We start from the raw sequence: 13374 nt of genomic DNA, 5'->3' as shown, positions 1-13374 counted from the left end.
GCCATCCAAAGGCGCCCGCGTGCTGCTACGTGCCCGTCCCCTGCCCGGCCAACGGCCTGTCCCGGGTGCGCCGCACGGGTCCGGGCGGCACGCCCCTTGGCATTCGCGGGGATGGAAACACGGACGGCGAGCCGAAGCTCGCCGTCCGGGTGAAGCGCGATCGGGCTGATTACTGCTTCGGCGCTGCGTCCGGCTTCGGCGCGGCCTCGGCCTTGGCGATCATGTCGGCCACCGACGCGGTGGTGATCGGGTGATAGCCCGGCTTGGCCTTGGCGAATACCTCCTTGGCGAAGGCCAGGCCTTCCGGGGTCTTCAGCAGCTCGGCGTAGATCGGCAGGATCAGCTTGCGGCGACCGACCTTCTGGATGAACTCGCCGGCGGCCGGCTGGGCCTGGGTGTAGCCGCTGCGGATGGCCAGCGGATACCAGCGCATGGCGATCTCGCCGTTCGGGGTGCCGGTGAAGTGGTAGCCCTTGTCCAGCTGTTCGAGCTTGGCCACCGGCACGGTCTTGCCCAGGCCGTCGATGAAGCGCACCCATTCCTGGGTGGTCCACTGGCTGGTCACCTGGTTGCTCGGCAGCTGCTCGCTGCCCAACCAGGCGATGCGCGCGGTGTCGACCACGGCAAAGCCGCGCGAACGGGCCTTCGGCGCGAACGACGGGATGCCCGGCTCCTCCAGCCACGCGTGCAGTTCGGCATCGCTTACCGCGGTCGGGTTCTTCGGCAGCAGGTTCTTCTTCAGGTACTCGACGAACTGGTCGGTGTTGGCGCTCTGGAAGGCATGGTCATCGAACCAGCCGCGCAGGAACGGATCGAACACCTCGCGGCCGAAGCGCTGCTCCAGGAACTGCAGGAACCACGCGCCCTTGACGTAGGCCACCTGGCTCAGCGCGTCGTCCGGGTCACGCTCGTTCAGCGGCGGCAGCGCCAGCGCCTGGTCGGCCGGGCTCATGTCCTTCACTTCGTTGAGCAGGTCGGTCTGGTCGATCTCGCGCTCCATCTCGGCCGCCTCCTGGCCGTACAGCGCTTCGGTGATGCGCGCCTGCACGTAGGTGGTGAAGCCTTCGTTGAGCCAGATGTCCTTCCAGCTGGCGTTGGTCACCAGGTTGCCCGACCAGCTGTGCGCCAGCTCATGGGCGACCAGCGAGACCAGCGACTTGTCGCCGACGATCACGGTCGGGGTGGCGAAGGTCAGGCGCGGGTTCTCCATGCCGCCGAACGGGAACGACGGCGGCAGCACCAGCATGTCGTAGCGGCCCCAGCGGTATTCGCCGTACAGCTTCTCGGCGGCACCGATCATCTTCTCGGTGTCCTCGAACTCCTTGGCCGCCTTGTTGACCATGGCCGGCTCGGCCCACACGCCCGAACGCGACGAGATCGGCTCGAACACCAGGTCGCCGGCGGCGATGGCCAGCAGGTAGGACGGGATCGGCTGCGGCATCTTGAAGGTGTAGTCGCCGTCGCGGGCGGCCTTGGGGTCGTTGTCGGCGCTCATCAGCACCATCACGTCCGGGCGGCTGGCCACGTGCGCGCTGTAGGTGAAGCGCACGCTCGGGGTGTCCTGCAGCGGCACCCACGAGCGCGCGTGGATGGCCTGCGACTGGCTGAACATGAAGGGCAGCTTCTTGCCCTCGGTCATCGACGGTTCCAGCCACTGCAGGCCCGAGGCGGTCGGTGCGGTGTGGTAGGTGATGCGCACGCTGGCCGGCTGCTCCGGGGCCTGGATGGTCAGCTTGCTGCCGAACACCTTGTCCGCCGGCGCCAGCTCGAACTGCAGCGCGGTGGCGGCGCCATCGGCAGCCAGCGCCTCGACCTTGGCGATGGTCAGTTCGCGGGTGTCCAGCACCAGCTGCCTGGCGGCCTTGTCCTTCCACTCCAGCGCATAGGTGGCGGTGCCGCCGATCTGCTTCTGCTCGAAGTCGACCTTCAGGTCCAGCGCCAGGTCCTTGATGACGACCTTGTCCGGCTCGGCGTAGGAGCTTTCATCGTGGCTGCGGCTGACGGTGTTCACGGCGGCGGCGGGCTTCTCGGCGACGGGGGCGGCGACGGGGGCGGCGGGGTCCTTGGCGCAGCCGGCGGCGAGCGCGACGGCCAGGGGCAGCATCAGGAAGGGTGAACGCATGGGATTACCTTTGCAGCGAAGGAGTGGGTGCAGCAGGCGAGGCGCGGAAGAAGGCGGGAACGCGGACCCGGGCAGCGCCCGTCCCCGGTACCCGGCCCCTCCCCCATGCCTAGATCTTGTAGCCGGAGTGGATGGCGACGATGCCGCCGCTGAGGTTCTTGTAATGGCAGCGGGCGAAGCCGGCCTCGGCCATCATCGCCTTGAGCTCTTCCTGCGGCGGATGCTTGCGGATGCTCTCGGCCAGGTACTGGTAGCTGTCGCCGTCGCCGCGCGCGAACAGCTTGCCGAGCCGCGGCAGCACCTTGAACGAATGGAAGTCGTAGATCGGCTTGAACCAGTCGGCGGTGACCTCGGAGAACTCCAGCACGCGGGCCTGGCCGCCGACCTTTAGCACGCGGTACATCTCGCGCAGCGCGGCGTCCTTGTCGGTGACGTTGCGCAGGCCGAAGGAAATGGTCACCAGGTCGAAGCTCTGGTCCGGGAACGGCAGCGCCTCGGCGTTGAGCTGCACCCACTCGAAGCCGGACACGTGGCCGCGGTTGGTCAGGCGGTCGCGGCCCACCGACAGCATGCCGGCGTTGATGTCGCCCAGCACCACGCTGCCTTCGGCGCCCAGCCGCTCCTTGAGCAGCACGGCGATGTCGCCGGTGCCGCCGGCCAGGTCGAGCACGCGGTCGCCCGGCTTCACCTGGGCGGTGGCCACGAAGTAACGCTTCCACAACCGATGGATGCCCAGGCTCATCAGGTCGTTCATCAGGTCGTAGTTGTCGGCCACCGACGTGAACACCTGGCCGACAAGCTTCTGCTTGTCCTTGGCCGGCACGTCGCGGAAGCCGAAGTGGGTGGTGCCGCTCTTGTAGGGGGATTCGCTCATGCGCCCGATTATCGCACTCCCGCGGCGGCGGCGTGCCGGGGCCCGGGAACGGGCCGTTATCATGGCCGGCCACCCGACGGATGCCCGCCCCCATGATCGCCACGCCCGACTACCGCGCCCTGCTCGACACCGCCATCGCCGAGGCCCGCCAGGGCCTGGCCGAGGGCGGCATCCCGATCGGCGCGGCGCTGTACCACAACGACGGCCGCCTGCTCGGCTGCGGCCACAACCGCCGGGTGCAGGAGGGCGACCCCTCCATCCACGGCGAAACCGACGCCTTCCGCAAGGCCGGCCGCCAGCGCGGCTACCGCGACACCATCATGGTCACCACCCTGGCCCCGTGCTGGTACTGCTCCGGGCTGGTGCGCCAGTTCAACATCGGCACCGTCGTGGTCGGCGAATCGGTCACCTTCGCCGGCGGCATCGACTGGCTGCGCGAGAACGGGGTCAGGGTCATCGACCTGAACGATGCCGGCTGCATCGAGATGATGCGCGGCTTCATCGCCGGCAATCCGGAAGTCTGGAACGAGGACATCGGCGAATAGGCCCGGCGCGCCGCCACCGGATGTGACGCGCTCCACATCCGCGCGATTCCGCCATCGCGCCGCCACCCCGGTGTCATCGGCACCGGCTATGCTCGGTCGTGCAGGGGGCACTGCCATCAAGGTGACGCGATGCAATTTTCGCCCGTACACGGACGCCATCGGGACTCGCTGCGCCAGGCCGGAGAACGCCTGCGCGCCCACTACGCCCGCCATCGCCGCTCCGCCGCCTTTTGGGACGCCTACCAGCAGATCCAGAACGAGCTGGCCGAGGCCTTCCCCGAACACCGCGCCGAACTGTGCAACCGCATGGCCGCCTTCGCCCAGCGCCTGGGTGCGGTGGAAGAGGCGCAGCTGGTGGATGCGGCGGTCCGCCCGGGCTGACCGCCAGGGCGCATGACGACGACGCCGGGGCATGCCCCGGCGTCGCCATGCCGGCGGGGCGGCCGGCGCCACGCCGGCCCCCGCGGCACAGGGGTCACGCCTGCGGCGGTTCCCCGTTCGCGGCCAGACGGCGGCGATTGAACAGGCGCTGCACCACCACGAAGAACAGCGGGATGAAGAACAGGCCGAGCACCGTGCCGGCGATCATGCCGCCCAGCACGCCGGTGCCGATGGCGCGCTGCGCACCGGAACCGGCGCCCGAGGCGATGGCCAGCGGCAGCACGCCCAGGCCGAACGCCAGCGAGGTCATCACGATCGGGCGCAGGCGGTCGCGTACCGCATGCATCGTCGCCTCGATCACGCCCGCGCCCTTCTCCAGGTGCTCCTTGGCGAACTCGACGATCAGGATCGCGTTCTTCGAGGTCAGGCCCACTGTGGTCAGCATCGCCACCTGGAAGTAGACGTCGCGTTCCATGCCGCGGAAGGTGTTGGCCAGCACCGCGCCGAGGATGCCCAGCGGCGCCACCAGCAGCACCGCGGTCGGCACGCTCCAGCTTTCGTACAGCGCGGCCAGGCACAGGAACACGATCAGCAGCGACAGGGTGTACAGCAGCGGCGTCTGCGAACCGGCCTCGCGCTCCTGGTAGGACACCGCGGTCCATTCGATGCTGAACCCCGGCGGCAACTGGCTGGCCAGCTTCTCCACCTCGGCCATGGCGTCGCCCGAGGCCACGCCCGGCGCCGCCTCGCCCTGGATCTCCAGCGCCGAAACGCCGTTGTAGCGCTCCAGGCGCGGCGAACCGTAGTCCCAGCGCTGGCTGGCGAAGGCCGAGAACGGCACCATCTGCCCGGCGCTGTTCTTCACCGTCCACAGGTTGAAGTCCTCCGGGTTCATGCGGAACCCGTCGTCGGCCTGCATGTACACGCGCTTGACCCGGCCGCGGTCGATGAAGTCATCGACGTAGCTCGAGCCCCATGCGGTGGCCAGGGTGCTGTTGATCGCATCCAGCGACAGCCCGTGCGCGCCGGCCTTGGCCACGTCGATGTCCAGCCGCAGCTGCGGGGTATCGTCCAGGCCGTTGGGACGGACATTGGCCAGCTTGTCGCTGTTGCCGGCCATGCCCAGCAGCTGGTTGCGCGCGTTGACCAGCGCATCGTGGCCCTGCCCGGTGTTGTCCTTCAGGAAGAAGGTGTAGCCCGAGGCGGTGCCCAGCTCCGGCATCGCCGGCGGCGGGAAGGCGAAGATGAACGCGTCCTTGATCTGCCCCAGCGCGGCCATCGCGCGCCCGGTGATCGGGCCCACGCCCTGGTCGGGGGTGCGCTCGTGCCAGTCCTTGAGCTTGACGAAGGCCATGCCCGAGTTCTGGCCCATGCCGGAGAAGCTGAAGCCCTGCACCGAGAACACCGATTCCACGGCGTCCTTCTCGTTCTGCAGGAAGTGGTCCTCCAGCTTGTAGATCGACTCCAGGGTGCGCTCCTGGGTGGCGCCCACCGGGGCCTGCACCAGCGCCATCAGGATGCCCTGGTCCTCGTTGGGCAGGAACGAGCTGGGCAGGCGCATGAACAGCACGCCCATGGCCACCGCCAGCGCCGCGAACACCGCCATGAAGCGCCAAGGCCGCGCCAGGATGCCGCGCACGCCGCGCTGGTAGGTGCTGCTGGTGCGGTCGAAGCCGTTGTTGAAGCCATTGAAGAAGCGCCCGGCCAGGCCGCGGTGGGCGACGTGGTGCTCGCCCTTCTTCAACGGCTTGAGCATGGTCGCGCACAGCGCCGGGGTCAGCACGATCGCCACCAGCACCGACAGCGCCATCGCCGAGACGATGGTCGCCGAGAACTGGCGGTAGATCACGCCGGTGGAGCCGCTCATGAACGCCATCGGCACGAACACCGCCGACAGCACCAGGCCGATGCCGACCAGTGCGCCGGTGATCTGGCCCATCGACTTGCGCGTGGCCTCCAGCGGCGACAGCCCTTCCTCGGACATGATGCGCTCGACGTTCTCCACCACCACGATGGCGTCGTCCACCAGCAGGCCGATCGCCAGCACCATGGCGAACATGGTCAGCATGTTGATCGAGAAGCCCAGCGCGGCCAGCACGCCGAAGGTACCCAGCAGCACCACCGGCACCGCGATCGTCGGGATCAGCGTGGCGCGGAAGTTCTGCAGGAACAGGTACATCACCAGGAACACCAGCACGATCGCCTCGAGCAGGGTCTTGACCACGCCCTTGATCGACACCTTCACGAACGGCGTGGTGTCGTACGGGATCACCGCCTTGAGCCCGTGCGGGTAGTTGGCCGCCAGCTCGTCCAGGGTCTTGCGCACGCCCTCGGCGGTGGCCAGCGCGTTGGCGCCGGTGGCCAGGGTGACGGCCAGGCCCGAGGCCGGCTTGCCGTTGTACCGGGTGACGAAGTCATAGGTTTCCGCGCCCAGCTCCACGCGCGCCACGTCGCCCAGCTTCAGCGTCGAGCCATCGGCCTCGGTGCGCAGCACGATGTCGCGGAACTGCTGCGGGGTCTGCAGCCGGTCCTGCGCGTTGATGGTGGCGTTGAGCTGCTGGCCCTTCACCGCCGGCGCACCGCCCAGCTGGCCCACGGCCACCTGCGCGTTCTGCGCGCGCACCGCCGCGGTCACCTCGTCCACCGAGACCCGGTAGGTCTGCAGCTTGTTCGGATCCAGCCAGATGCGCATGGCGTACTTGCCGCCGAACACCTGGATCGAGCCCACGCCCGGCACGCGGCTGAGCGGGTCGATCACGTTGGAACCGACGTAGTCGGAGATGTCGTGCTCGTCCATGCTGCCGTCCTCGGACACGAAGCCGATGACGTTGAGGAAGCCCGAGCTGGACTTGGCGACGTTGATGCCCTGGCGCTGCACCTCCTGCGGCAGCAGCGGCATGGCCAGCTGCAGCTTGTTCTGCACCTGCACCTGGGCGATGTCCGGGTTGGTGCCGCTCTCGAAGGTCAGGGTGATGCTCGCCTGGCCGTTGGAAGAGCTGTTGGACGAGAAGTAGATCAACCCGTCCAGGCCCTTCATGTTCTGCTCGATGATCTGCGTCACCGAGTCCTCGACCACCTTGGCCGAGGCACCCGGGTAGTTGGCCGAGATCGATACCGCCGGCGGTGCGACCTCCGGGTACATCGAAATCGGCAGCTTGAGCATCGCCAGCGCGCCGGCGAGCATGATGATGATGGCGATGACCCACGCGAAGATGGGCCGGTCGATGAAGAAGCGAGCCATATGCGTCTCCGCTTACTGCTTGGCGGCCGGCGCGGACGGCGCGGCGGGCTTGGCGGGCGCGGCGCCCTTCTCGGTGGCCTGCACCGGCATGCCCGGGGCGATCTTCTGCAGGCCCTCGACGATGACCTTGTCGCCGGCCTTCAGGCCGTCCTCGACCAGCCACGCATCGCCGATGGCGCGGCTGACGGTGACCGCGCGCTGCGCGACCTTGCCCTCGGCGTCGACCACCATCGCGCTGGTGTTGCCGCGGGGATCGCGGGCAATGCCCTGCATCGGCACCAGCAGCGCGTCCTGGCGCACGCCGCTGCCCAGCACCGCGCGCACGAACATGCCCGGCATCAGCACCTGGTCGGGGTTGTCCACCCGCACGCGCAGGCCATAGCTGCCGGTGCTGGGGTCGACGCTGACCTCGGAGAACTCCAGCGTGCCCTTGTGCGCGTAGGTGCTGCCGTCTTCGAGCACGATGTCCACCGGCAGCTCGGAAGCGCCCTGCAGGCGCCCGGCAGCCAGCTCGCGGCGCAGCTGCAGCAGCTCGGCCGAGGACTGGCTGACGTCGATGTAGATCGGGTCCAGCTGGTTGATCGTGGCCAGCGCTTCGGCCTGGCCGGCGCTGACCAGCGCGCCCTGGGTGACGCTGGACTTGCCGATCTGGCCGCTGATCGGCGCGGTGATGCGGGCATAGCCCAGGGTCACGTTGGCCGCGTCCAGCGCGGCGCGGGCGGCGCCGACGTCGGCCTCGGCCTGCTTCCAGGCGGCCTGCGCGTTCTCGTCGTCCTGCACGCTGATGACCCTGCTCTTGACCAGTTCGCTGCTGCGGCGCGCGGCCAGGCGCGCGGCGTTGGCGCTGGCCTCGGCCCGTGCCAGCTGGGCGCGGGCGCTGTTGGCCTGGGCGCGGTAGGCGGCGTCGTCGAGCTGGTACAGCGGCTGGCCCTGCTTGACCACGCTGCCTTCGGTGAACAGGCGCCTGGCGACGATGCCGCTGACCTGCGGGCGCACCTCGGCGACCTGGTAGCCGGTGGCACGGCCGGCCAGTTCACGGGTCAGGGTGAGCGGCCCGGCCTTCAGGGTGACGACGGTGACCTGGCCGGGACCACCGCCCTGCTGCGGCGGCTGCCCGCCACAGGCGGCCAGTGCGGCGGCAACCAGCAGCGACAGGAGGGCGGGACGGAGAATCGATCGATTCATGGCGGGGAGACTCGGCAGTAGGTAAGGAAGCCACCCGACCGGGACGAACCTGCGCACGCGGCCGTGATCGGACGACGGGAAAAGAGCGCGGAAGAATACATACATGCACGTCTGTTTGTAAATTGGTAGAATTCAGACATGTTTCATGTCAGCTGTGAGCAACGGCAGTGCGATGGCGCGTAAGAGCAAAGAGGACGCGCAGGCGACCCGCGAGGGCATCCTCGACGCGGCGATCGCCTGTTTCCACGAACATGGGGTGGTCGGTACCACGCTGGCGATGATCGCCACCCGCGCCGGCTATACCCGCGGCGCGGTGTACTGGCACTTCAAGAACAAGACCGAAGTGCTGGAGGCGATGATCGAGCGCGACCGCATGCCGTTCGTGCAGCGCCTGCAGCGCACCTACGCGCCGCAGCGGCAGACCCCGATCCTGGACCTGCGCGAGGTCATCCGCGTCTCGCTCGCCGAGCTGGTCGGCGACCCGCGCCAGCGCAGCCTCATGGAGATCCTGCTGCGCAGCGAGCAGTCCAGCGAAAGCCTGAGCGTCCAGGCGATGCAGCGCCAGAACTCGCAGGAGGAGCTGGACATGGTCACCCGCACCCTGGAACGCGCGCGCGAACTGGGGCAACTGCGCCCGGGCGTCGATCCCGCCGCCGCCAGCCGCATGCTGCACATCAGCCTGACCGGCGCGCTGTACAACGCCATGGCGCAGCCGGAGCAGTACGACCTGGAACGCGACGGGCTGATGGTGATGGACGTGGTGCTGCAGGCCTACGTCCGCGACGGGGTGTTCCAGCCGGGCGTGTTCCCGGCCCAGGCCGACAGCGCCGGCTGGGACGCCTGATCCCGCGCCACCGGCACCAACGACAACGGCGCCCTCGGGCGCCGTTGTCGCAATTGCGGCCTGATTACAGGATGTAGCGGCTCAGGTCCGGGTCCTGCACCAGTTCGCCCAGATGCCTGTCGACGTAAGCGGTGTCGATGGCGAGGGTCTCGCCGTCGCGGTCCGGCGCCTCGTAGCTGAGCGTGTCCAGCAGCCGTTCCAGCACCGTGTGCAGGCGACGGGCACCGATGTTCTCCTGGCGCTCGTTGACCTGGAAGGCGATCTCGGCCAGGCGCTCGATGGCGTCGCCGGTGAAGCTCACCTTGACGCCCTCGGTGGCCAGCAGCGCCTCGTACTGCTTGGTCAGCGCCGCCTTCGGCTCGGTGAGGATGCGCACGAAGTCGTTCTTGCTCAGCGCACCCAGCTCCACGCGGATCGGGAAACGGCCCTGCAGTTCCGGGATCAGGTCGCTGGGCTTGGCCAGGTGGAACGCGCCGGAGGCGATGAACAGGATGTGGTCGGTCTTGACCGTGCCGTACTTGGTGGACACGTTGGAGCCTTCCACCAGCGGTAGCAGGTCGCGCTGCACGCCTTCGCGCGAGACGTCGCCACCGGACGCGTTCGAATCACCGCGCTTGGCGACCTTGTCGATCTCGTCGATGAACACGATGCCGTGCTGCTCGCAGGCCTCGATGGCCGCGCTGCGGATATCGTCCTCGTTGACCAGCTTGCCGGCCTCCTCTTCCACCAGCAGCGGGCGCGCGGCCTTGATGGTCAGGGTGCGCTTGTTCGACTTGGCGTTGCCGAGGTTGGCGAACATCGAACGCAGCTGCTGGCCCATTTCCTCCATGCCCGGCGGGGTCATGATGTCCATGCTGACGCTGGCGGACATCTCCAGTTCGATCTCGCGCTCGTCCAGCTCGCCGTTGCGCAGCATGCGCCGGAACTTGATGCGGGTCTCGCTGTCGGATGCCGACGGCTCGTTGCGCGCGGCCTCCGGATCGAAGCCGATGCCGACGCTGCGGCGCGGCAGCAGCGCGTCGAGGATGCGGTCCTCGGCCTTTTCCTCGGCCTGGGTGCGCACCCGCACCTTGGCCTGCTCGCGGTACAGCTTGACCGCCGTGTCGGCCAGGTCGCGGATGATCTGCTCAACGTCCTTGCCGACGTAGCCGACCTCGGTGAAGCGCGTGGCCTCGACCTTCACGAACGGCGCATTGGCCAGCGTGGCCAGGCGCCGGGCGATCTCGGTCTTGCCGACGCCGGTGGGGCCGATCATCAGGATGTTCTTGGGCATCACCTCGTTGCGCAGCTCGGCCGGCAGCTGCATGCGGCGCCAGCGGTTGCGCAGGGCGATGGCGACCGCGCGCTTGGCGTCGTGCTGGCCGACGATGTGGCGGTCAAGCTCCTGCACGATCTCGCGCGGGGTCATGGTGGCGGAGGACACTTCGATCTTGTGGTTCATGGCTTTACCTGGGAAACGATGGCGCCGGGGGTGGCGGGAGTCGCGGGCTGCACGGAACGCGGGAACCGATGAGAGCGGGGATGCCGCGCATCGGCCCCACCGGCTTCACGGGTGCATGCGGCACGTGCCTCAGAGTTCTTCGACCACCACGTTGGTATTGGTATAGATGCAGATGCCGCCGGCGATGCTGATCGCCTCGGTGGCCACCGCGCGCGCGTCCATCTGGGTATGCGCCAGCAGCGCGCGCGCCGCGCTCAGGGCGTAGGAGCCGCCGGAGCCGATGGCGATGATGCCGTCTTCCGGTTCGATCACGTCGCCGGTACCGCTGATGATCAGCGAGGTTTCCCTGTCGGCCACGGCCAGCAGCGCCTCGAGCTTGCCCAGACGGCGCTCGGTGCGCCAGTCCTTGGCCAGTTCCACCGCCGCACGGGTCAGCTGGCCGTGCTTTTCCAGCTTGGCTTCGAACAGCTCGAACAGGGTGAAGGCATCGGCGGCGGCACCGGCGAAGCCGGCCAGCACCTGGCCGTCGCGGCCGAGCCGGCGCACCTTGCGCGCATTGCCTTTCATCACCGTGTGGCCCAGCGTGACCTGGCCATCGCCGGCGATCGCCACGTGCTCGCCGCGGCGCACGCAGCAGATGGTGGTGGCATGGAAAACATTCGGGTTCTGGCTGGGATCCATTGGAGCCTCCGGGGTGTCCCGGCAACAATGGGGGCAGCAGCGGGCGGTTCAAGCATCCGCGCCCGGGCAGCCACTGCTTGATTCAGGTCAAGCAGCGCCCGCGGCGGCGGGACGATCATGGCGACGTGGCCCGGCCACCCGAGGAACACCGTGATCCCCTACCCGCTGCTGCTCATCGCCCACCTGTTCGCCGCATTGATGTTCGTCGGCGCGGTGTTCTTCGAGGTGCTGATCCTCGGCAGCGCCCTGTCCCGGGTGTCGGCGGCGACCCGGCAGCGCATCGAGGCGGCCATCGCCCGCCGCGCGCGCCGGGTGATGCCCTGGGTACTGGCGGTGCTGTACGCCAGCGGCCTGGGCATGGCCTGGCATTACCGCGTGGCGCTGGCGCAGCCGCTGGCCAGCAGCTTCGCGCTGATGCTCACGCTGAAGATCGCGCTGGCGCTGAGCGTGCTCGGCCATTTCGCCGTGGCGATGGCCACGCGCGGCCACGGCGAGCGCATCACGCGCCGCTTCCGGCGCATCCACCTCAGCGTGTTCTGCCACATGCTCGGCATCGTGCTGCTGGCCAAGGCGATGTTCTATCTCACCTGAGCGCGCGCCCGGCATGGCACAGGTAGCAGCCATGGCGGGCGCTGTGCAGGTGCGCATACGCGATGCCCGGGTCGTCCAGCTGGCTGCCCAGCCACGCCCCCACCTGCACGCCCTCCATCACCTCGGCGGCCACCAGGCAGTCGGCGTGGTCGTAGGCGCGCACCGACACCAGCCGTTGCGCGACATACGGTGGCACCTCGTTGGCCGCCAACCGCGCCGGCATCGCGCCGCGGCGGATGAACACCGGCCCGCAGGCGCGGTACGGCGAAGCCGCGGGCTGGTGCCAGTACGGCACCAGAAGCAGTTCCTCGCCGACCGCGGCGTCACGCAGGCTGACGCGACAGGGGAAGCCGCGCGCGCTGTCGGCGATGCGGCGCACGGCATAGCGCGCCGCCAGCCCGGCGTCATCGAGATCGAACAGGGGCTGCAGCGATGCGGGATCGATGCCGGAAAGCACGAAGGCGGCCATGGCGGTCAACGGGAAGCGGGACAGGCACGCAGGATGCCGCCGCGATGGCGCGCCGGCCGGCCATATCCAGACCCGGCATTGCGTCCGTGCGCGGCCCCGCCGCTCAGTCCGACGGTGAGCTGCGCCGCTTGGCGCGCGGATGCGCCGCGTCGTAGACCTTGGCCAGGTGCTGGAAATCCAGGTGGGTGTAGATCTGGGTGGTGGCGATGTCGGCGTGGCCAAGCAGTTCCTGCACGCCCCGCAGGTCGCCGGACGACTCCAGGATGTGGCTGGCGAAGCTGTGCCGCAGCATGTGCGGATGCACGTGCTTGAACAGCCCCTGGCGCTGCGCCAGCTGCTTGATCCGGATCTGCACCGCGCGCTGGCTGATCGCACCGCCGCCGCGGCCGGGGAACACCGGGCCGTCGTTGGCCCCGCCACTGTCCTTGCGCCACGCCAGCAGTGCCGCCATCGCGTGCGAGCCGACCGGCACGGTGCGCTCGCGGTTGCCCTTGCCGTGCACCAGCACCATCGCGCTGGCCAGGTCGATATCGCGCCAGCGCAGCGCGCACAGCTCGCTCAGGCGCAGGCCCGAGGAATAGAACAGCTCCAGCAGCGCGCGGTCGCGCAGGCCCAGCGGCGCGTCGGTGGGCAGCTCGACCAGGCGCACCGCCTCGTCGGCATCGAGCACCTGTGGCAGCTTGCGCGGCGCCTTGGGCGCGCGCAGCCCGGCCGCCGGGCTGCTGCCGATCGTCCCGCGCTTGAGCAGCCAGGCGTAGAAGCTGCGGATCGCCGACAGTCGCCGCTGCAGGCTGCGCGGCGACAGGCCGCGGCGGTGCCCGGCGGCGATGAATGCGCGCAGCTGGTCGGTTGCCAGCGCCTGCGGCTCGCCGGCCCCCTGCGCATCGCACCACTGCGCCAGCGCCGCCAGATCGCGCCGATACGCATCGAGCGTGTGCGCGGACATGCGCCGCTCGACCTGCAGGTAGGACAGGAAGGCTTCGACGGCGTCCATCGCCGC

At 69.1% G+C, this 13374-nt stretch carries 12 protein-coding genes; 4 read left to right on the top strand and 8 right to left on the bottom strand.

The genetic code is table 11. The features are described from left to right. Positions 1-169: 169 nt before the first annotated feature. Positions 170-2122 (bottom strand): M1 family metallopeptidase, encoded by a 1953-nt coding sequence (locus QQA12_RS02870; protein ID WP_226050698.1) that lies wholly within the window; start codon positions 2120-2122, stop codon positions 170-172. A 109-nt stretch (positions 2123-2231) separates the two neighbouring features. Continuing rightward, entirely contained in the window at positions 2232-2996 is a 765-nt protein-coding gene (gene ubiE, locus QQA12_RS02865) for a bifunctional demethylmenaquinone methyltransferase/2-methoxy-6-polyprenyl-1,4-benzoquinol methylase UbiE (RefSeq protein ID WP_054662867.1), read from the bottom strand. A gap of 92 nt (positions 2997-3088) precedes the next feature. On the opposite strand from ubiE, the gene QQA12_RS02860 reads away from it, so the two are divergent. Both QQA12_RS02860 and QQA12_RS02855 read left to right on the top strand, forming a co-directional pair. Continuing rightward, positions 3089-3541: a nucleoside deaminase gene (locus QQA12_RS02860; RefSeq protein ID WP_054662863.1), complete on the top strand. Its 453-nt coding sequence runs from the start codon at positions 3089-3091 to the stop codon at positions 3539-3541. Between the two features lie 129 nt (positions 3542-3670). Beyond that, complete coding sequence (locus QQA12_RS02855) at positions 3671-3922, top strand: hypothetical protein (protein WP_054662860.1); 252 nt, start codon at positions 3671-3673, stop codon at positions 3920-3922. 94 nt (positions 3923-4016) lie between these two features. Here QQA12_RS02855 and smeE read toward each other — a convergent pair whose 3' ends face one another. Both smeE and QQA12_RS02845 read right to left on the bottom strand, forming a co-directional pair. Beyond that, a complete protein-coding gene (gene smeE / locus QQA12_RS02850) occupies positions 4017-7163 on the bottom strand; it encodes a multidrug efflux RND transporter permease subunit SmeE (protein ID WP_054662856.1) in 3147 nt (1048 codons plus the stop codon). Positions 7164-7175: 12 nt separating this feature from the next. Continuing rightward, a complete protein-coding gene (locus QQA12_RS02845; protein ID WP_226050699.1) occupies positions 7176-8348 on the bottom strand; it encodes an efflux RND transporter periplasmic adaptor subunit in 1173 nt (390 codons plus the stop codon). Between the two features lie 172 nt (positions 8349-8520). On the opposite strand from QQA12_RS02845, the gene QQA12_RS02840 reads away from it, so the two are divergent. Beyond that, positions 8521-9192, top strand: a complete 672-nt coding sequence (locus QQA12_RS02840) for a TetR family transcriptional regulator (RefSeq protein WP_226050700.1) — start codon at positions 8521-8523, stop codon at positions 9190-9192. A 64-nt stretch (positions 9193-9256) separates the two neighbouring features. Here the strand turns inward: QQA12_RS02840 and hslU are convergent, their stop codons facing one another. Both hslU and hslV read right to left on the bottom strand, forming a co-directional pair. After that, a complete protein-coding gene (gene hslU, locus QQA12_RS02835) occupies positions 9257-10633 on the bottom strand; it encodes an ATP-dependent protease ATPase subunit HslU (RefSeq protein WP_054662850.1) in 1377 nt (458 codons plus the stop codon). A 129-nt stretch (positions 10634-10762) separates the two neighbouring features. Continuing rightward, positions 10763-11314 (bottom strand): ATP-dependent protease subunit HslV, encoded by a 552-nt coding sequence (gene hslV / locus QQA12_RS02830; RefSeq protein WP_054662847.1) that lies wholly within the window; start codon positions 11312-11314, stop codon positions 10763-10765. 117 nt (positions 11315-11431) lie between these two features. Here hslV and QQA12_RS02825 point away from each other — a divergent pair, with 117 nt between their 5' ends. After that, entirely contained in the window at positions 11432-11905 is a 474-nt protein-coding gene (locus tag QQA12_RS02825; RefSeq protein ID WP_200909204.1) for a hypothetical protein, read from the top strand. Here QQA12_RS02825 and QQA12_RS02820 read toward each other — a convergent pair. Next, the gene (locus tag QQA12_RS02820) at positions 11898-12374 is read right to left on the bottom strand and encodes a DUF1203 domain-containing protein (RefSeq protein ID WP_226050701.1); all 477 of its coding nucleotides are present in this window, start codon (positions 12372-12374) and stop codon (positions 11898-11900) included. The two genes, QQA12_RS02825 and QQA12_RS02820, sit on opposite strands and share 8 nt — an antisense overlap. A gap of 103 nt (positions 12375-12477) precedes the next feature. After that, entirely contained in the window at positions 12478-13368 is an 891-nt protein-coding gene (gene xerC / locus QQA12_RS02815; RefSeq protein ID WP_082394270.1) for a tyrosine recombinase XerC, read from the bottom strand. Between the last annotated feature and the right edge of the window lie 6 nt (positions 13369-13374).

It is taken from the genome of Stenotrophomonas sp. 17(2023), from assembly GCF_030345315.1.
Classification (GTDB): Bacteria; Pseudomonadota; Gammaproteobacteria; order Xanthomonadales; family Xanthomonadaceae; genus Stenotrophomonas; species Stenotrophomonas acidaminiphila.
Note: the sequence above shows the minus strand (reverse complement) of the source record. Positions and strands in the feature narration are given on the sequence as shown.

What these genes read in the sequence shown, in the direction of transcription:
- QQA12_RS02870 (WP_226050698.1), bottom strand. Translation starts at nt 2,122, where the DNA reads ATGCGTTCACCCTTCCTGATGCTGCCCCTGGCCGTCGCGCTCGCCGCC.
- ubiE (WP_054662867.1), bottom strand. Translation starts at nt 2,996, where the DNA reads ATGAGCGAATCCCCCTACAAGAGCGGCACCACCCACTTCGGCTTCCGC.
- QQA12_RS02860 (WP_054662863.1), top strand. Translation starts at nt 3,089, where the DNA reads ATGATCGCCACGCCCGACTACCGCGCCCTGCTCGACACCGCCATCGCC.
- QQA12_RS02855 (WP_054662860.1), top strand. Translation starts at nt 3,671, where the DNA reads ATGCAATTTTCGCCCGTACACGGACGCCATCGGGACTCGCTGCGCCAG.
- smeE (WP_054662856.1), bottom strand. Translation starts at nt 7,163, where the DNA reads ATGGCTCGCTTCTTCATCGACCGGCCCATCTTCGCGTGGGTCATCGCC.
- QQA12_RS02845 (WP_226050699.1), bottom strand. Translation starts at nt 8,348, where the DNA reads ATGAATCGATCGATTCTCCGTCCCGCCCTCCTGTCGCTGCTGGTTGCC.
- QQA12_RS02840 (WP_226050700.1), top strand. Translation starts at nt 8,521, where the DNA reads ATGGCGCGTAAGAGCAAAGAGGACGCGCAGGCGACCCGCGAGGGCATC.
- hslU (WP_054662850.1), bottom strand. Translation starts at nt 10,633, where the DNA reads ATGAACCACAAGATCGAAGTGTCCTCCGCCACCATGACCCCGCGCGAG.
- hslV (WP_054662847.1), bottom strand. Translation starts at nt 11,314, where the DNA reads ATGGATCCCAGCCAGAACCCGAATGTTTTCCATGCCACCACCATCTGC.
- QQA12_RS02825 (WP_200909204.1), top strand. Translation starts at nt 11,432, where the DNA reads ATGGCGACGTGGCCCGGCCACCCGAGGAACACCGTGATCCCCTACCCG.
- QQA12_RS02820 (WP_226050701.1), bottom strand. Translation starts at nt 12,374, where the DNA reads ATGGCCGCCTTCGTGCTTTCCGGCATCGATCCCGCATCGCTGCAGCCC.
- xerC (WP_082394270.1), bottom strand. Translation starts at nt 13,368, where the DNA reads ATGGACGCCGTCGAAGCCTTCCTGTCCTACCTGCAGGTCGAGCGGCGC.